General features: G+C 71.4%; 12 protein-coding genes and 1 riboswitch. Of the genes, 8 read left to right on the forward strand and 4 right to left on the reverse strand.

Features of this window, described 5'->3' with window-relative positions:
- The first annotated feature begins 37 nt into the window (after positions 1-37).
- On the forward strand, positions 38-1,279 hold the full coding sequence (locus tag ACFWGD_RS10475; RefSeq protein ID WP_377778637.1) for a cystathionine gamma-synthase: 1,242 nt from the start codon (positions 38-40) through the stop codon (positions 1,277-1,279).
- Positions 1,280-1,406: 127 nt separating this feature from the next.
- Entirely contained in the window at positions 1,407-2,312 is a 906-nt protein-coding gene (gene ygiD / locus ACFWGD_RS10480) for a 4,5-DOPA dioxygenase extradiol (RefSeq protein ID WP_377778638.1), read from the forward strand.
- A gap of 853 nt (positions 2,313-3,165) precedes the next feature.
- On the opposite strand, the gene ACFWGD_RS10485 is transcribed toward ygiD, so the two are convergent.
- Positions 3,166-4,077: a LysR family transcriptional regulator gene (locus ACFWGD_RS10485; protein ID WP_377778639.1), complete on the reverse strand. Its 912-nt coding sequence runs from the start codon at positions 4,075-4,077 to the stop codon at positions 3,166-3,168.
- Positions 4,078-4,176: 99 nt separating this feature from the next.
- Here ACFWGD_RS10485 and ACFWGD_RS10490 point away from each other — a divergent pair, with 99 nt between their 5' ends.
- A complete protein-coding gene (locus tag ACFWGD_RS10490) occupies positions 4,177-5,424 on the forward strand; it encodes an MFS transporter (RefSeq protein WP_377778640.1) in 1,248 nt (415 codons plus the stop codon).
- On the opposite strand, the gene ACFWGD_RS10495 is transcribed toward ACFWGD_RS10490, so the two are convergent.
- Together ACFWGD_RS10495 and ACFWGD_RS10500 are read right to left on the reverse strand one after the other, a co-directional pair.
- The gene (locus tag ACFWGD_RS10495; protein ID WP_377778641.1) at positions 5,421-5,810 is read right to left on the reverse strand and encodes a Rieske (2Fe-2S) protein; all 390 of its coding nucleotides are present in this window, start codon (positions 5,808-5,810) and stop codon (positions 5,421-5,423) included. The two genes, ACFWGD_RS10490 and ACFWGD_RS10495, sit on opposite strands and share 4 nt — an antisense overlap.
- A 79-nt stretch (positions 5,811-5,889) precedes the next feature.
- Positions 5,890-6,777 carry a YggS family pyridoxal phosphate enzyme gene (locus tag ACFWGD_RS10500; protein WP_377778642.1) on the reverse strand — a complete coding sequence of 296 codons (888 nt, stop codon included), beginning with the start codon at positions 6,775-6,777 and terminating at the stop codon, positions 5,890-5,892.
- A 126-nt stretch (positions 6,778-6,903) separates the two neighbouring features.
- On the opposite strand from ACFWGD_RS10500, the gene ACFWGD_RS10505 reads away from it, so the two are divergent.
- The 4 genes from ACFWGD_RS10505 to gcvH all read left to right on the forward strand — a co-directional run bounded on the left by ACFWGD_RS10505 (position 6,904) and on the right by gcvH (position 13,385).
- On the forward strand, positions 6,904-8,139 hold the full coding sequence (locus ACFWGD_RS10505) for a glycosyltransferase 87 family protein (protein ID WP_377778643.1): 1,236 nt from the start codon (positions 6,904-6,906) through the stop codon (positions 8,137-8,139).
- A 114-nt stretch (positions 8,140-8,253) separates the two neighbouring features.
- Positions 8,254-8,349, forward strand: a riboswitch (glycine riboswitch).
- 143 nt (positions 8,350-8,492) lie between these two features.
- Positions 8,493-11,516, forward strand: a complete 3,024-nt coding sequence (gene gcvP, locus ACFWGD_RS10510; protein WP_377778644.1) for an aminomethyl-transferring glycine dehydrogenase — start codon at positions 8,493-8,495, stop codon at positions 11,514-11,516.
- Positions 11,509-12,897 carry a glycine cleavage system aminomethyltransferase GcvT gene (locus tag ACFWGD_RS10515; protein WP_377778645.1) on the forward strand — a complete coding sequence of 463 codons (1,389 nt, stop codon included), beginning with the start codon at positions 11,509-11,511 and terminating at the stop codon, positions 12,895-12,897. Before gcvP ends, ACFWGD_RS10515 begins: the two co-directional genes overlap by 8 nt.
- Positions 12,898-12,998: 101 nt before the next feature.
- Complete coding sequence (gene gcvH, locus ACFWGD_RS10520; RefSeq protein ID WP_377778646.1) at positions 12,999-13,385, forward strand: glycine cleavage system protein GcvH; 387 nt, start codon at positions 12,999-13,001, stop codon at positions 13,383-13,385.
- Between the two features lie 145 nt (positions 13,386-13,530).
- On the opposite strand, the gene ACFWGD_RS10525 is transcribed toward gcvH, so the two are convergent.
- Entirely contained in the window at positions 13,531-16,407 is a 2,877-nt protein-coding gene (locus ACFWGD_RS10525; protein WP_377778647.1) for an ATP-dependent RNA helicase, read from the reverse strand.
- 87 nt (positions 16,408-16,494) lie between these two features.
- On the opposite strand from ACFWGD_RS10525, the gene ACFWGD_RS10530 reads away from it, so the two are divergent.
- A complete protein-coding gene (locus ACFWGD_RS10530; RefSeq protein ID WP_377778648.1) occupies positions 16,495-17,295 on the forward strand; it encodes an amidohydrolase family protein in 801 nt (266 codons plus the stop codon).
- Positions 17,296-17,314: the final 19 nt, after the last annotated feature.

Raw genomic sequence — 17,314 nt, forward strand, 5'->3', positions numbered from 1 at the left:
CGGCGCGCACCAGTCACGACCACGGAGAAGATCGCAGATGAGCCAGGCCGACGCCGACCAGTCCCACGCCCCCAAGGACGGCGCCGACTACGACTCGACCCACGAGATCACCCACCCGGAGCGGCGCTTCGACACCGCGGCCGTCCGCGCCGGCTACCACCCGGATTCGCTGTACGGGCCGGTCAACGTGCCCATCTACGCCAGTTCGACGTTCGCGCAGGACGGCGTCAACGTGCTGCGCGGCGGTTTCGAGTACACGCGCGTGGCCAATCCGACGTCGGCGGCGCTGGAGGGCGCGATAGCCGAGCTGGAGGGCGCTCGCTTCGGCCGGGCGTTCGCCTCGGGCATGGCGGCGACGGACATCCTGCTGCGCGCGTACCTGCGGCCGGGGTCGCACATCGTCATCCCGAACGACGCCTACGGCGGCACGTTCCGCCTGGTGGACACGATGTTCGGCGACTGGGGCGTGGAATACTCGGTGGCGGACCTGGGCAGCATCGAGTCGGTGCGCGCGGCGATCCGGCCGAACACGAAGGTCGTGTGGATCGAGACCCCGACCAACCCGCTGCTCACCGTCGGCGACATCGCCGGCATCGCGGCGGCCGTCAAGGAGGCCAACGCCGAGCTGGGCGCCGACGCGAAGCTCGTCGTGGACAACACCTTCGCCTCGCCGTACCTGCAGCGCCCGCTGGAGCTGGGCGCGGATGCGGTGCTGCATTCGACGACGAAGTACATCGGCGGGCATTCGGACGTCATCGGCGGCGCGGTGGTCACCAACGATGCCGCGCTGGACGAGGAGCTCGACTTCCTCCGCGGCGGCGTCGGCGCCACGCCGAGCGCCTTCGATGCGTTCCTCACCGCCCGCGGCCTGAAGACGCTGGGCCTGCGCATGGACCGCCATTGCGACAACGCCGAGAAGGTCGCGGCCTTCCTCGAGTCGCGCCCGGAGGTTACGCAGGTCCTGTACCCGGGCCTCGCGTCCCACCCGAACCACGAGGTGGCGAAGTCCCAGATGAAGCGCTTCGGCGGCATGATCTCCGCGCGCCTGGCCGGTGGCGCGGAGGCGGCGGCGAAGCTGTGCGAGTCGACCCGCGAGTTCCTGCTCGCCGAGTCGCTGGGTGGCGTGGAGTCGCTCATCGAGGTCCCCGCCGGCATGACGCACCAGTCGACGGAGGGCACGCAGCTGGAGATCCCCGCCGATCTCGTCCGCCTGTCCGTGGGCATCGAGGACGTCGACGACCTCATCGCCGATCTGGCGCAGGCCCTCGACCAGCTCTAAAGCCCCACCTTTTTCGTTTTACGACGCCCACCGTCACCCCCGGTGGGCGTCCCCGTTTCCCCGGCCCGCACATCTCTTCGGTGTGCGGGTCTGGTGTTTGTGGGCTGACCGTCGTAAAGTAGGTGACATGACAACAAATACGGCCGCCCCCACCCGCCAGCCCGCCCTCTTCCTGGGCCACGGCTCGCCGATGAACGCGATCGAGGACAACCGCCACTCGCGCGCATGGGCCGAACTGGGCGCGGAACTCGCGCGGAACAAACCCGCCGCCATCGTCGCCGTGTCCGCCCACTGGTACGGCAACATGACCGCCGTCACCGCCATGCCCGACCCGCGGACCATCCACGACTTCTACGGCTTCCCGCGGGCGCTTTTCGACGTCGAATACCGCGCACCCGGATCCCCCGAACTCGCCGAGCGGATCGGCGACGTGCTCAAGCCGGACTGGGTGGGGCAGGACCGCGACTCGTGGGGGCTCGATCACGGGACGTGGTCGGTGCTCAAACACCTCATGCCCGACGCCGACGTGCCCGTGGTGCAGCTGTCCATCAACGCCGAGAAGCCGCTCGATTACCACCTTGAGCTGGGGCGGAAGCTGTCGGCGCTGCGTGATGAGGGCGTGCTCGTCCTCGGGTCCGGCAACGTCGTCCACAACCTGCGCGCCATCGACTGGGGCAATCCCGGCGGCGGCTTCGACTGGGCCGACCGGTTCGACGAGGCCGCGCGCGAGGTGATGCTCCGCGACCCGTCGACGCTCGGTGACCTGCGCGGGCACCGCGATTACCGGCTGGCCGTGCCGACGCCCGACCACTTCCTGCCGCTGGCCTACGTCGCTGGCGCCGCGGGCGATGCGGTGCGTGAGGGTGGCGGTGCTGGCGCTGCTGGCGCTGCCGGCGGAGCAGGTGTGGGCGCTGGCGGATCCGACGCTGCCGACGGGGCAGGTGTGGGCGCCGGCGGAGCTCGTGGCGTGCGCGTCATCGATGAGGGCCGCGCGATGGGATCGCTGTCGATGACGGGCTATCTGTACGAGTAGCGCGGGCCGCGTGTCGCATGTCTGTCACCATGCGTCCGCCACCATGCGTGCGTCGTCGAGCGCTCCCTTATCGTCGGCGCGCTCCTCAACTCTGCGATTTTGGGCCGCGTGCGCTGTGTGCCCCGTAGCGCCGTCGGAGCCGTGTGCGTGACCTCCCGTGTGGCTGAAGCGCGCTGAGGGCCTTGTGCGGAGCCTCGGCATATGCGCAGGTCACGGCGTCGGAAAGCGTGCGGATTGGTGGGCGCAGACCCACGGATTCAATTTCGTCCCGTAGGTGGCGCCGGGGCGAATGGCGCACGGGATGAAGTTGAAGAAATGGCCCCCGAAAAATTCAATCTCGTCCCGTGCGCGTCGAGGATCCGCCACACGTACGGGATGAAGTTGAATTCAACGGCCCGTGAAGGCGCGGCGCTGCCCAGAGTCGCTGGCGAGGGGATTGGTTTCGGTTCGGCCGGGCGCAAAGGGGCGGGGATTGGCATGAGTCGGTCGCGAAGGCGGGGGCTGCACGAGGTGAGTGGCACTAACTGCCGACGCTTCCGCGATTTCGTTGCATGAAAACGCCGAAGCGTCGGCAGTTAGTGCCATTCACCGCGTGAAATTGGTTGGGCGAAGCGGGCGCGGGGGAGTTGGCGGCGGTGATGGGGGAGTTCGGCGTGGGGGAGCGAGGGCGGGGGATTTGGCGGCGAGGGCGGGGAAGTTGGCGGCGGGCTTGGTGGGGAGTGGGGAGACGCGGGGGAGTTTGAAGTGGGGCGTGCGGCTGCGGAAGGGGGCGGTGCGTGCGGGCAGGGGAGTTCGGCGTAGGGGAACTGACGGCGGCGGCGGGGAGGGGTGGCGAGGGGTTTTTGGGGCCGAGTTACTGCTGGGCCCAACGATCGGAGGCGGCGAGGGCCACGACGTCGTCGTACAGCGCCGCGACCGGCGGGGTCATGTCGGCGTCGCGCCGGCGGATCATGCCCAGCTCGCGATGGGCGGCCGGGGCAATCGGGCGCAGGACGACCCCCGTCACGGAGAGGAAAGGGTCGTCGATGGGCAGCAACGCCACTCCCAAACCGGCGCTGACCAGGCCCGCGACGGTCGTCAGCTCCATCGATTCGAAGACGAGGCGGGGGCGGAAGGCGGCGGCGTCGGCAAGCGAATCCAGCAACAACCGCGTGCCGTACCCCGGCAGCATCGCGATGAACGGATCGTCGGCCACCGACCGCAGGCGCAACGGCGCGGTCGAACCCGCGAGGCGATGATCGGCGGGCAGACCGATGGCCAGGCGCTGACGAGCCAGGGGCGTCCACTCCAGCGCGCCGCCGCCGAGCGACTCCGGGGGCTGGGGGCCGACGAGCGCGAGGTTCGCCTCATCGGCGAGGACGCGCTCGACGAGCAGGCGCGCGGCACCCTGATGCAGGGAAATCGCCGCATCGGGCCTGGTCGCGCGGGCGGTGCGGAGGATCTCCGGCACCATCCACGTGCCCAGCGAATGCATGAAGTCCAGGCGCACCGGGCCGTGGTCCGGATTGACCAGACGGGCGACCTCGGCGGCACCCGCGCGCAGGGCACCGGTGGCCTCGGCGGCGGCGTCGGCGAATGCGCGGCCGCGGGTGTTCAGCTCGAGGCCGCGGCCGTGGCGGTCGAAAAGCCGGGCGCCCAGCGTCGCCTCCAGCCGCGCCAGACGCCGCGACAGAGTCGGCTGCGGGACGCCCAGATTCGCCGCGGAATCGCCCATGTGGCCGGTGCGGGCGAGGTCGAGAAACCAATCCAGGTCGGTGGGCAGCATGAAATCACGGTAGCCCACCTCCGCCTATGTCAAGCGCGCAACACAACGCGCCCCCCAATGCATTGGACGTATCGGAGACCGCGGCGCACCATGGCGGGCATGAGCAACGCGCACCCCTCTCCCGCGATCCCGGCCCCGCCGCCGGAGGGCCTCACGCCCGCCGACCCCGGCTTCCGGCGTGCGCTGGTCGCGGTGCTCTTCGCGGGCATCGCCTCCTTCCAGGCGCTGTACGCGACGCAGGCGCTGCTGCCGGTGCTCACGCAGGACCTGGCCATCAGCCCGGCCACCGCCGCGCTGACCGTCTCGGCGACCACCGGCGGCCTGGCCTGCGCGGTCATCCCCGTGTCGGTGCTGTCGGAGCGCTTCGGCCGCCGCCCGCTGATCCTCATCGGCGCTGTGCTGGCCACGGTACTCGGCCTCACGCTGGCGCTGGCCCCGGGCGCGGCGTCCCTCATCGCGCTGCGCCTGGCCCAGGGGCTGATCATCGCGGGCGTGCCGGCGGTGGCCATGACCTACGTCTCCGAGGAGGTCCACCCCGATCACGTGCCCCGCATCATGGGCCTGTACGTGGCGGGCACGACGGTCGGCGGGTTGCTGGGCCGCATCATCCCGTCGGTGGTGCTGGAGTTCGGGGGCTGGCGCGTGGCGACGGTCGCCTCCTCCCTCGTCGCCCTCGCCTTCGCCCTGGCCACGGTGTGGCTGCTGCCGCGCCAGCGCCGTTTCACGCCGAAGAAGCTGACGCTGGGCGGCGAGTTCCGGGCGATCGTCGGCCACCTGGGCAATCCGCGCCTGGTGGGCCTGTACGCCCTGGCGTTCCTGTCGATGGGCGCGTTCGTGTCGCTGTACAACTACGTCGGTTTCCGCCTGGGCGACACGTTCGGCCTCTCGGCGGCGGTCGCCGGCATGGTCTTCCTGCTCTACCTCACGGGCACGTGGTCGTCTGCGCGGGCGGGGGCGTATGCGCGGAGCTTGGGGCGTCGTCAAGCAATGCTCGCTGCCATCGCCGCGGGAATCGCGGGCCTGGCCCTGACGGCGACCCCGTGGCTGGTCACGCTGTTGTTGGGCGTGGCGCTGTTCACGGGCGGGTTCTTCGTGGCGCACTCGCTGGCGTCGTCGTCGGTGGGGCTGATCGCCACCGCCGACCGTGCGGAGGCCAGCTCGATGTACCTGTTCAGCTACTACCTCGGGTCGTCGGTGGTCGGGTGGTTCTCCGGCCACGTGCTGGACTGGGGCGGCTGGGGGGTGCTCATCGGCTGGCTGGTGGGGTTGTTCGTCCTCGCGGGCGCCGCCGCGCTGGTGGGCACGAGCGGCATCCGGCGCCGCGGGGCGGGCGGCAAGACCGCCTAGCCGACGACGAGCTCGCCGTCCTCCGCCGCCATCTTCGCGGGTCCGGCGGGCTGGCGCGAAGGGCCGGAGACGACGTCGCCGGTGGCGATGTCGAAGTGCGAGTTGTGGTCGGGGCAGATCATGACGCCGTCGCGCACGGCGTTGATGCTGCCGCCCTGGTGCGGGCAGCGCACGGACCATGCCTTGAACACGCCTTCTTCGGGCTGGGTGACCACGTAGTCGCCGACGATGGTGCCGCCGCCGACGGGGACGTCGGTGGCCGCGACGCGTTCGACGTCGGAGCCGGGCGCGCAGGCGGCGAGGAGGGCGCCGGCGGCGGTGGTGGCGGTGCCGAGCAGGAAGCCTCGGCGGGAGCAGGTGAACTTGGGGGCTGCCGTGTCGTTCATGGTTTTCAGGGTACCGGGCGGGGCATTGCTTTACGACGGCCCGTCGCCAACCCGACCGGCCGGAACCCGGGGTGCGGCGCTACGGCTTCGGGCGTTCGCCGAAGATGGCGCGGCCGACGCGGACGGTGGTGGCGCCTTCGGCGATGGCGAGCTCGAAGTCACCGGACATGCCCATCGACAATTCGTCCAGCGTGACGCCGTCGGGGGCGTTGGGGGCGAGCCGGTCGCGCAGTTCGCACAGGGTGGCGAAGCAGCGGCGCACGTCGTCGTCGCCGTTGGGGGAGGAGGCGTCGACGATCATGGCCATGGTCATGAAGCCGCGCAGGCGCAGATTCGGGTAGGGGCCGTCCTCGCCGAAGTCGGCGACGAACGCCTCCACGTTCTCCGGCGCGATGCCCGCCTTCTGGGGTTCGTGCGACGTGTTGACCTGGATGAGCACGTCGAGGGTGCGGCCGGTGATTCCGGGAGAGAGTTCGGCGGAGGAGTTCGGGGCGGAGGCGGGCGCGTCGGCGTCGGCCAGGCGACGCTGGAGGGCGGCGGCGACCTTGGGGCGGTCGAGCGCCTGGAACTCGTCGGCGAAGGCGGCGAGCTGGCCCGCCTTGTTCGTCTGCAGCGGGCCGATCACCGCCCAACTCGGGAGGGGAGTGATGGCGGAAGAGGCTGCGGTGCCGGCGTCGGAGGAACCGGCAGCGTCACTTCCAGCAGCCGCGGCGGCGAAGAATTCCGCCTTCGCCGACGCCTCCTGCACGCGGTTCTCGGCGAGCGTCGGGCAGCCGGCGTCGCGCAGCGCGGGCCAATCGGCGAGCACCGCTTCGGCGGGCACCGTCTTGCTCACGGGCAGCAGCCGGATCTCCGACGGGTCGCGGCCGGCGGCGCGGGCGGCGTCGTCGATGCGCGCCCGGATTGCGTCATGGCGGGCGGTGACCTCCGCGGGGCTGGCGGGAGAAGCGTGCTCGTTGTGCTCCATGACCCCGAGGTTACCGCCGCGCCGATCCGCCCCCGCCCGACCATCGCGGGCCGGAGCGGTCGGCCACCGTCCCGTCACCGCCGCCGCCACCCGGGTGCGATCCGGGCGGTGCGGTACGTTCGATTCATGCTCCAGGATCGATTGATCGCGCTGCCGGAACGGTCGCGACGCCTCATCGCCGTCGTCGGCGCCATCTTCGCCATCGCCGTGGTCGGCTTCCACATGTACCGCGCGGCGACGTATTACATGATGGACGTCGAGGTCTTCCAGGACGCCGGCTGGGCATTGCGCCGCGGCCAGGACCTGTATTCGGAGGACTTCCCAACCCGCTCGGGTTACCGCTTCATTTATCCGCCGTTCGCGGCGCTGCTGTTCTACCCCATGACGTGGGCGGGGCCGGTGACGCTGCAGATCATCTGGACCGCCGCCACCATCGCGGCGGTGTGGGCGATGTTGTGGATGGTGGCCAAGCGTCTGCGCATGCCCGCCCCGGCGCTGATCGCGGCGCTGCTGCTGGGCCCGGCGCTGCTCATGGACCCGTTGTCGGAGAACATCAACTTCGGCCAGATCAACGTGTTCCTGGCCGTCCTCGTCGTCGCCGACGTCCTGGGTTTCCTGCCCAAGAAGCTGCGCGGCCTGGGCATCGGCGTCGCCGCCGGCATCAAGATCACCCCGGCGGCCTACGCCCTGGTCTTCCTGGTGCGCAAGGACTACCGCGCGGTGCTCACCAGCTTCCTGTGGTTCCTGGTCACGGTCGCCATCGGCTTCGCCATGCGTTTCGACGAGTCCATCTACTTCTGGACCGACGAATTCTTCGAGGGCAACCGCGGCGGCGCCCCGACCTACGAGGCCAACCAGGCGCTGTCCGGCCTGCTGGCGCGGGCGACCCTCGAGGACCCGGCGCTGAACATCATCGTCATGGGCTGTTTCGTCCTCGGCGCGGTCCTCGCCGGCGTCGCCGCCTTCCGCTTCGAGCAGCGCGGCCTGCGCGTCGCCTCCCTGGCGGTCGTGGCGCTGGCGGTCTGCTTCGTCGGCCCGTACACGGTCAGCCACCACTGGTCGATCACCATGATCTTCCTGCCGCTGATCTTCACGCTGCGCCGCCCGTGGCAGATCCTCCTCGCCGCCGGCTTCTACGTCGCGCATTTCCTCGCGCCGTACGACACCTTCCCCGGCAACCCGTGGGGCTTCGCCCTCAACCCGGCCGAGTGGGTGTGGGGCAATCTGCAGGGCATTTTCGGCGGTCTGGCCTTCGTCGCGCTCATCGTCTGCGCCCTGCGGGCGGCGGATGCCAGGGATGGGGCGGATGGGCTTGACGACGGTCCCGTCGCAAAGCCCGTCGGCCACCAGCCGAAAGCGTAACGAGGAATTCACACCCGAAACCCCCGGCCACGGAGTGTGACGCGGGTAATATCGCGGGGGCAACGAGGGCGGCGGCCGACGCCGCCCCGCACGCCACAACCGCATACGCCGCCAGCAGCTGCGGCGGGAGAGGCCGGAGCGCCACGCCCGGCCGCCGTAGGGGCAATTCCTCCCCGGAACACTCTCAGGCACCAGCACCGTCGCAGCGAGGCACCTCTGGAAAGAGTCGCGCGCACTCGTCTGCGCCGTGACCGCCGAAGGAGAAAACCGGCGCGCGCCGGCGAAAGCTCTCAGGCACCGTCGACAGAGCGGGGAGGCGATCTCCCCTGCCCCGCGACCGGAAAGCCCAGTTCATGGCCACACCGCACGATGCCTTCGTCCACCGCCACATCGGCCCCGACCCCGCCGGGACGGCCGAGATCCTCGACTTCCTCGGCTACGGCTCCACCCAGGAGCTCGCCGCGGCGGCGCTGCCCGCCGACATCGCCCAGGCGGAGCCGACGCCGCTGCCCGACGCCCTCGACGAAACCGCCGCGCTGGCGGCGCTGCGCGGGTTCGCCGCCAAGAACACGCTGAAGAAGCAGCTCATCGGCGCCGGCTACTACGACACCGTCACGCCGGCGGTCATCCGCCGCAACGTCGTGGAGAATCCCGGCTGGTACACGGCCTACACGCCGTACCAGCCGGAGATTTCGCAGGGCCGGCTGGAGGCGCTGCTCAACTTCCAGACCGCCGTGTCCGACCTGACGGGGCTGCCGGTGGCGGGCGCGTCGCTTCTCGACGAAGCCACCGCCGTCGCCGAGGCCGTCCAGATGATGGCCCGCGGCAACGCGAAGGCGGCGAAGAAGGGCGGCGTGATCCTGCTCGACGCCGCGCTGCACCGCCAGAGCCTGACCGTCACGCTGGCCCGCGCCGAAGCCGCCGGCATCGACGTGCGCATCGCCGAGATCGGCGACGACGTCCCCGCCGCGCTGGCCGAGGCGACCGGGGTGCACGGCGGAGATGACGGCGCAGCCGAGACCGCCGTGCCGCTGGTCGGCGTCGTGCTGTCGAACCCGGGCACCACCGGCGAGGTCCGCGATCTGGCCGCTCCCATCGCCTCGGCGAAGGAGGCCGGCGGCCTGGTCACCGTGGCGTGCGATCTGCTGGCGCAGGTGCTCATCGCCTCGCCGGGCTCGCTGGGCGCGGACATCGCCGTCGGTTCGGCGCAGCGCTTCGGCGTCCCGCTGTTCTTCGGCGGCCCGCACGCCGGCTTCATGTCCTGCACCGAGGATCTGCAGCGCAAGCTGCCCGGCCGCCTGGTGGGCGTCTCCGTCGACGCCGACGGCAACCCCGCCTACCGCCTGGCCCTGCAGACCCGCGAGCAGCACATCCGCCGCGACCGCGCGACGTCGAACATCTGCACCGCCCAGGCGCTGCTGGCCGTGTGCGCCGGCTTCTACGCCGTGTGGCACGGCCCCGAGGGCCTGCGCGAAATCGCCGCGGCCATCCACTCCCGCGCCGCCGCCCTGGCGTCGCTGCTGGCCGACCGTGGATTCGCGCCGGTCCATGGCACGTTCTTCGACACCATCGCCGTCGACGTCTCGGCCCGCGCCGATTCCGCGCGCTCCGGCGCCGACGTGGTCCTCGCCGCCGCCGTGGAGGCCGGCTTCAACCTGCGCCGCGTCTCCGACGACGTCGTTGGCGTGTCCATCGGCGAATCCACCACCGACGCCGACGTCGCCGCCCTGGTCGCGGCCATCGCCGGCGGCCCGGCCGACACTGATGGGGTGGGCGAAGAGGAGGTGGCGGGCACCGTCGCAAAGCAGACCCCGGAAGCCGGGCCGCTGGCGGACCTGCTGCGCACCGACGACATACTGGCGCACCCGATCTTCCGCACCATCCGCTCCGAGACGCAGATGATGCGCTACCTGCGCCGCCTGTCCGACCGCGACCTGGCGCTGGACCGCACGATGATCCCGCTGGGGTCGTGCACCATGAAGCTCAACGCCGCGGTGTCCATGGAGCCGATCACGTGGCCCGAGTTTGCCGGGATCCACCCGATGGCGCCCGACGACCAGGCCGCCGGTTGGCTCGAGCTCATCGCCGACCTGGAGGAGCGCCTGGCGCTGATCACCGGCTACGCGAAGGTGTCGGTGCAGCCCAACGCCGGGTCGCAGGGCGAGTTCGCCGGGCTGCTGGCCATCCGCCGCTACCACGTGGCCAACGGCGACGAGGGCCGCGACATCGTGCTCATCCCGGCGTCGGCCCACGGCACCAACGCGGCGTCGGCGGCGTTGGCCGGCCTGAAGGTCGTGGCCGTGGCCAACGCCGATGATGGCTCGATCGATCTGGCCGACCTCGACGCGAAGCTGGCCAAGCACGACGGCACGGTCGCGGCGATCATGATCACCTACCCGTCCACGCACGGCGTGTTCGAGGGCCACGTCCGCGAGGTCTGCGAGAAGGTCCATGCCGCCGGTGCGCAGGTCTACATCGACGGCGCGAACCTCAATGCGCTGGTGGGGCTCGCGCAGCCCGGCGAGTTCGGCGGCGACGTCTCGCACCTGAACCTGCACAAGACCTTCACCATCCCGCACGGTGGCGGCGGGCCGGGCGTCGGCCCGGTCTGCGTCGCCGAGCACCTGGTGCCCTTCCTGCCGTCGGACCCGCTGTCCGGCGAGTTGCTTGACGACGACTCGGCCGCCGACGTGCCCGGCCGCCCCGTGTCGGCGGCGCGCTACGGCTCGGCCGGGGTGCTGCCGATCTCGTGGACCTACATCGCCATGATGGGCGCCGAGGGCCTGGCCGAGGCGTCGCGGATGGCGCTGGTCAACGCCAATTACGTGTCGAAGGCGCTGGAGGATTCGTTCCCGACCCTCTACGTCGGCGACAACGGGCTGGTCGCCCACGAGTGCATCCTCGACGTCCGCGACCTGGCCAAGAAGTCCGGCATCACCGCCGAGGACGTGACCAAGCGCCTGATGGACTTCGGCTTCCACGCCCCGACGCTGGCGTTCCCCGTGCCCGGCACGCTCATGGTCGAGCCGACGGAGTCGGAGGACAAGGGCGAGCTGGACCGGTTCATCGAGGCCATGCGCACCATCCGCGCCGAGATCGACGAGGTCATCGCCGGCGACGTCACCGCCGAGGAGTCCGTGCTGCGGGCGGCGCCGTTCACGGCGGCGTCTCTGCTGCGCGGCGATTTCGACGACGCCGTCGGCGGCGGGAAGTTCAGCCGCGAGAAGGCGGCGTTCCCCGTCGATGCGCTGCGCGCGGACAAGTACTTCCCGCCGGTGCGGCGCATCGACAACGCCTACGGCGACCGCAACCTGATGTGTTCCTGCCCGCCGATCGAGGCGTTCGACATTGATTCGAAGGAGTCCGACGATGAGTAACGTCGTCCCGCTGCGTCCCGAGGACGCCGAGTTCGCCGGCCCGAAGACCACGGCGCTGCATGATCTGCACGCCGAGCTCGGCGCCCGTTTCACCGATTTCGGCGGCTGGGACATGCCGCTGAAGTACGGCAAGGAGCTGGAGGAGCACCGCGCGGTGCGCGAGTCCGCCGGCGTCTTCGACCTGTCGCACATGGGCGAGGTCCGCGTGACCGGCCCCCGTGCCGCGGGGCTGCTGGATCACGCGCTGGTGTCCCGGATCTCCGCGGTGCCGACGGGCAAGGCGAAGTATTCGATGATCTGCGCCGAGGATGGCGGGATCATCGACGACCTCATCGTCTACCGCCTCGGCGAGGAGGAGTTCCTGGTCGTGCCCAACGCGGGCAACGCCCCGGCCGTCGTCGCCGAGCTGGAAAAGCGGTGGGACGAGATCCGCGGGAAGGGCCGGAAGGATCCCTTCGAGTGCGAGATCTGCGACGAGACCGGCTGGACCTCGCTGATCGCGGTGCAGGGCCCGCGCGCCGAGGAGATCGTCGCCGCGATCGTGCTGCCCTCGACCGGCCTCGACGACGAGGCCGAGGCCAACGGCGAGCGCGCGACCGTCGCCGGCTTGCCGTACTACGCGGCGATGCTCGGCGTCATCCGGTCCGGGTCGACGTCCAACGCGGCCGAGGATGCCGCCAACGGTGCGGTCGGGGGCCTGTCCAGGAACGAGGGCGACATCTTCGTCATGCTCGCCCGCACCGGCTACACCGGCGAAGACGGCTTCGAGATCTTCGTCCCCAACGAGGACGCCCGCGCCACCTGGGACGAGGTGTTCGCCGCGGCCGAGCGCATCGCCGCGTCGGAAGCCGCCGAAGCCGCCGACTCCACGGATGCCACCGAAACCGCCCCCATCGCCGTGCCCTGCGGCCTGGCCTCCCGCGACACGCTGCGCCTGGAGGCCGGCATGCCGCTGTACGGCAACGAGCTCTCCCTCGAGGTCACGCCGGTCGACGCCGGCCTGGGCGTTCTCGCCGCGACCAAGTCCAAGGAGTCCTTCGTCGGCCGCGACGCCATCGTCGCGGCGAAGGAATCCGGGCCGTCGAAGGTGCTCATCGCCCTCGCCGGCGAGGGCCGCCGCGCCGCCCGGTCCGGCTATCCGCTTGTCGACGCCGACGGCAACCCCATCGGCGAAGTCACCTCCGGAGCCCTCTCGCCGACGCTCGGCCACCCCATCGCCCTGGCCTACGTCGACGCGAAGGCCGGGGTCGACGCGGGGCTGCTCACCGGGGACGACCCCGCCAAGCCCACGCCCATCGAGGGTGCCGAGGTGACGGTGGACATCCGGGGGAAGGGTTTCCCGTACGTCGTCGTCAAGCCCCCGTTCTACAAGCGCACGTAACCGCCGCGGCGCCGTGCCCGGTCGAAACCGGGCGCGGCCGCCGAAGATCCGCAACAATCGAACCAACCGCCCCGACGGGGCCCACACCAGGAGGAACCACCATGGCCAGCCTGCCCACCGACTACCTCTACTCCGCCGAGCACGAGTGGGTGAACTCCACCGACGTCAGCGCCGGCGACGTCGTGCGCGTCGGCATCACCCAGTACGCCGCCGACCAGCTCGGCGAAATCGTCTACGTCGAACTGCCCGAGGTCGGCGCCGAAGCCGAAGCCGGCGAACCGTGCGGCGAGGTCGAGTCGACCAAGTCCGTGTCCGACATCTACGCGCCCGTGTCCGGCGAAATCGTCGCGGTGAACGAGGATCTCGAGGATTCCGCCGCCGTCATCAACGACGACCCCTACGGCGCGGGCTGGATCTACGAGGTCCGCGTCACCGAGGCCGGGCCGCTCATGGACGCCGAGGCCTACGCCGCCGAGAACGACGACTAGCGGCCGGCGCAAGGATAAGGCTTAACCTTGCGCATCTGACCGGTGCACGCAAGGAAAAGGCTTAACCTTGCGCAAATGGCCGGTGCGCGCAATGAAAAGCGATGCGAGACGCACCGGACGGAACGCGGTAGTTCCCGTGGTTCGCCTACTTCCGCCGGTTGGTGCGCTTGGTCGCCTGTGCGGTCCACGGGTCCTCCGGCCACGGGTGCTTGGGATAGCGCCCGCGCATCTCGGCCCTGACCTGCGTGTACGGGCCATCCCAGAAGCTGCGCAGGTCCTGCGTCACCGCCAAAGGACGCCCGGCCGGCGACAGCAGCTGCAGCTGGACGGGCACTCGGCCATCGACCAGAGCAGGGGTGTCGGCCAGCCCGAAGCACTCCTGCAGCTTCGCCGCGAGCACCGGTGGCGCGGCCTGCTCCCGGGCACGGGCGGCGGCCCCATCGTCGGGTGCCGCTGACCCCGCCGCGGCCTGCTCCGCACCCACCTGCGGGTAGTCGACGCGGATGCGCGAACCGCTGGGCACCTCCAGCCGCTCCGGCACGAGCTCGTCCAGCCGCGCCGCCTCCGGCCACGGCAGCAGGCCGCGCAGCTGATCGACGCCGATCGGCTTCGGCGACGTCTCCGCCATCGCCGCACCGAGCAATTCTTCCGCCCGACCGGCCAACCCGTCATCGCTCACATCGGGCCATGGGGAACCGATTTCGCGGTGGAGGAGGGCGAGGCGGCGTCGCAAAGCATCCGCCTCCTTGCCGAACCCGACGTGCGTGCGCAACGCCCCCGCGTCCTTCGCGAACAGCTCGCGCCACGCCCGCCGGCACTGCTCGGCATCAGGCGCCAGCGGGTGCGCGCCCAGCTCGATCGCGCCGAGCAGCTCGCGCCGACGGGCGGTGACCTTGGGTTTCGCGTCGGCATTGGGCTTTGCGACGCTAACCTCCACCCCTTCGCTCGCCAACCCCGCCGCGGCCCACAGTGCGAGATCGCGGGAGGCGGGGGCGGCGGCGCGGATGACGGCGCCCGCGCGGCCGGCGAGGCGGCCCCCGGCGCGGCCCACATCGGCGACGGCGAGCCAGTCATGGCCGCGCAGTTCCGGAGGGGCGGAGGCGGCGGTGCCGCCGGTGAAGAGATACTCGTCGGAGTTCGCCGAGCGCCTCTTGGCAATGCGATCCGGCCACGCCAGAGCTGTGACCAGCGCAATCGCGTCGGCCATGGAACGGGTGGGCACGGGGTCCGGCAGCGGCGGCATGGTCTCGGCGATGGCGGCGACGGCCGCGGAGTGGTCCTCGGCAAGGCGTTTGAGGCGTGAGGAGTCGGCGGCGGAGCGATTGCCGCCGCCCCGACCTCCCGCGCCGCCATCACGGCCGCCTGAGTTTCGGCCGCCGCCGGAGGTACGGGTGAGGTCGCCGCGGGGGGATTCGTCGAGAAGCGAGACCGCATCCGCCGCCCGCTTCGCACCGAGCACCGACGTGCCGGCCAGCAGCGCGCGGCCGAGACGCGGATCGACGGGCAGCCCCGCGAGAACCGTGCCCAGGTCGGTGATGTGGACGGTGGCGGCTGTGGCGGCGGTGGTGGTGTCGGTGGCGGCGGAGTCGTCGCCTGGATCGATGGCGCCGAGGGCGGCCAGCGTCGAGTGGGCGGCGGCGACGTGGCGGGGCGGGGGAGCATCGGGAAGCGGGAGGCCCACCGCGCCGGGCGTTCCCCACGCGGCGACGTCGAGCATGGCGCGGGTCAGGTCGGCCACCGCGATCTCCGGCGCCGGCCACGCATCGAGGCCGCCCCACTCGGATTCGCCGATGCACCGCACCGCCAGCCCCGGGCCCAATCGGGCGGCGCGGCCGGCGCGCTGTTCGGCCGATGACTTGGCGCACGACGTCGTGACCAGCCCAGACATCCCCCGGGCCAGATCCAGGCGCGGCCCGCGCGACAGGCACGCGTCGACGACGGCGCGCACCCCCGGCACCGTCAGCGACGACTCCGCGATGGCCGTGGACACGATGATCCGCCGCGGCCCCTCGGGAGAACCGCCGCGGACGACGCGATCCTGCTCGCCGGCGCGCAACTGGCCGTGGAGGGCGAGGACTTCCACGCCACGGCCATCGCCGCCGCTTTCGCTGCGGCTGCCGGCACCGCGGCTCGCACCGCTGCGCTCCTGGCCGCTTCCGCTGCCGAGCCCCATCTTCTGCAGGGCGCCGACGACATGCTCGACTTCGCGGACGCCGGGAACGAAGACGAGGACGTCGCCACGCCCGGGCGCATCGTCGAGCGCCTGCGCCGCCGTCCGCGCCACATGATCGAGGAAGTCCCACGTCACGCCGCGATGATCGAGCCGCGGCACCGGCGCCGGCGCCCACCGCATCTCCAAGGGATGGAGCACCGCATCCGCCGCGACGATCGGCGCCGGCGCGCCGGGCGCACCCAGCAGACCCGCGAACCGCGGTGCATCGACGGTGGCGGACATGGCGACGAGGGTGAGGTCGCTGCGAAGCTCCCGCAGATCCCGCAGCATGCCCAGCAGAATGTCCGAATCGAGGTTGCGCTCGTGGACCTCGTCGAGGACGACGGCGGAGACGCCGGGCAGGTCGCCGTCGCGAAGCAGTCGCCTGGTGATCACCCCGGGCGTGGCGAACTCCACCGATGTTTCCCGTGAAACCCTCCGATCGCCGCGCACGGTGTAGCCGACCGCGCCACCGAGCTCGACGCCCGCCAGCTCCGCCAACCGCCGCGCCGCCGCGCGCACCGCCACGCGCCGGGGAGCGGTGACGATGACGCGGCCGGGACGCGCACTTTCCCCCGCCCGCGCCGCCACATGATTGGCCACCACCGGCGGCACCACGGTCGTCTTGCCCGTGCCCGGCGGAGCCTGCACGACCGCGACGTTCCCTCCGCCCGCAGCGCCAGACTGAGAGCCGCCCGGCCCACCATCCAGGGCGGCGCCCAGATCGTCCGCGACCGCGGTGAAGGGGAGGCCCGCGCCGATGGAGGGGACGTCGAAAAGCAAGGAACCCGAGGAAGCCTGGCCGGTCATGGCCCCAAGCATGCCAGCCACCCTCCCCTCCACCGGGGGCCCGGGCCGGGGTGCGACGTTCACGGGCGAACGTAGTATCGGGGGGTGATGGACATCATCGACAGCCACTTCCACATCATCGGGGCCCGTGACCTGCAGCCGGACAAGGCTTTCGCGCCGCCCCCGTTCACCGTGGACCGGTACCTGCAGCTGACCGACCGCATGGCCGACGCCGACCGGTGGTCGCGCGTGGTCGGCGGCGTCGTCGTGGGCGGATCGTCGCAGACCCGCGAGGAAACGCTGGTCGAGGCCCTCGAGGAACTCGAGCTGGAGGCCCGCTCGCGCGGGTTTGGGCGCGAGGAGGGGCGCAATTTCGTGGGCATCATCACCGGCACCGCGGACCTGGGGGCCGACCGCGTGCTGGAGCTCGACGCGAAGGGCATCCGCGGGATCCGGTTCAACCTGTTCAAGGGCCAGGAGATCGCCGTCGGAGACTTGGAGAACCTCGCCCGCAAGGTCCACGACCTCGCCGGCTGGACCACGGAGGTGTACTTCGACGTCGCCACCCGCCCCGAGGTCGCCGATCTGCTGCCGGATCTGCCGGCGGTGGCCATCGACCATTTGGGCATGTCGGCGCAGGGCATCGACCGCGTCGTCGAGCTGGCCGCGGAGGGCGTGCAGGTCAAGGCCAGCGGTTTCGGCCGCCTGGAGTTCCCCGTCGCCGACGCGCTGGGCCGCATCCACGCCGCCAATCCGCGCGCGCTGATGTTCGGCACGGACCTGCCGGGCACTCACGCCGCGCGGCGGTTCGACCGCAGCGACGTCGACGTCATCCTCGACGTCCTCGGCGAGTGGGAGATGCCGCGCGTGATGCGCGACAACTCGCTGGCGTTCCACAAGTTCGACTAGCCGCGGGGGCCGGCTCGGA

Source organism: Corynebacterium sp. NPDC060344 (assembly GCF_042725215.1).
Classification (GTDB): domain Bacteria; phylum Actinomycetota; class Actinomycetes; order Mycobacteriales; family Mycobacteriaceae; genus Corynebacterium.

Coding starts and splice junctions, on each gene's coding strand:
- ACFWGD_RS10505 (WP_377778643.1), top strand. CDS start 6,904: ATGCTCCAGGATCGATTGATCGCGCTGCCGGAACGGTCGCGACGCCTC.
- ACFWGD_RS10500 (WP_377778642.1), bottom strand. CDS start 6,777: ATGGAGCACAACGAGCACGCTTCTCCCGCCAGCCCCGCGGAGGTCACC.
- ACFWGD_RS10495 (WP_377778641.1), bottom strand. CDS start 5,810: ATGAACGACACGGCAGCCCCCAAGTTCACCTGCTCCCGCCGAGGCTTC.
- ACFWGD_RS10475 (WP_377778637.1), top strand. CDS start 38: ATGAGCCAGGCCGACGCCGACCAGTCCCACGCCCCCAAGGACGGCGCC.
- ACFWGD_RS10525 (WP_377778647.1), bottom strand. CDS start 16,407: ATGACCGGCCAGGCTTCCTCGGGTTCCTTGCTTTTCGACGTCCCCTCC.
- ACFWGD_RS10490 (WP_377778640.1), top strand. CDS start 4,177: ATGAGCAACGCGCACCCCTCTCCCGCGATCCCGGCCCCGCCGCCGGAG.
- ygiD (WP_377778638.1), top strand. CDS start 1,407: ATGACAACAAATACGGCCGCCCCCACCCGCCAGCCCGCCCTCTTCCTG.
- gcvH (WP_377778646.1), top strand. CDS start 12,999: ATGGCCAGCCTGCCCACCGACTACCTCTACTCCGCCGAGCACGAGTGG.
- ACFWGD_RS10485 (WP_377778639.1), bottom strand. CDS start 4,077: ATGCTGCCCACCGACCTGGATTGGTTTCTCGACCTCGCCCGCACCGGC.
- gcvP (WP_377778644.1), top strand. CDS start 8,493: ATGGCCACACCGCACGATGCCTTCGTCCACCGCCACATCGGCCCCGAC.
- ACFWGD_RS10530 (WP_377778648.1), top strand. CDS start 16,495: ATGGACATCATCGACAGCCACTTCCACATCATCGGGGCCCGTGACCTG.
- ACFWGD_RS10515 (WP_377778645.1), top strand. CDS start 11,509: ATGAGTAACGTCGTCCCGCTGCGTCCCGAGGACGCCGAGTTCGCCGGC.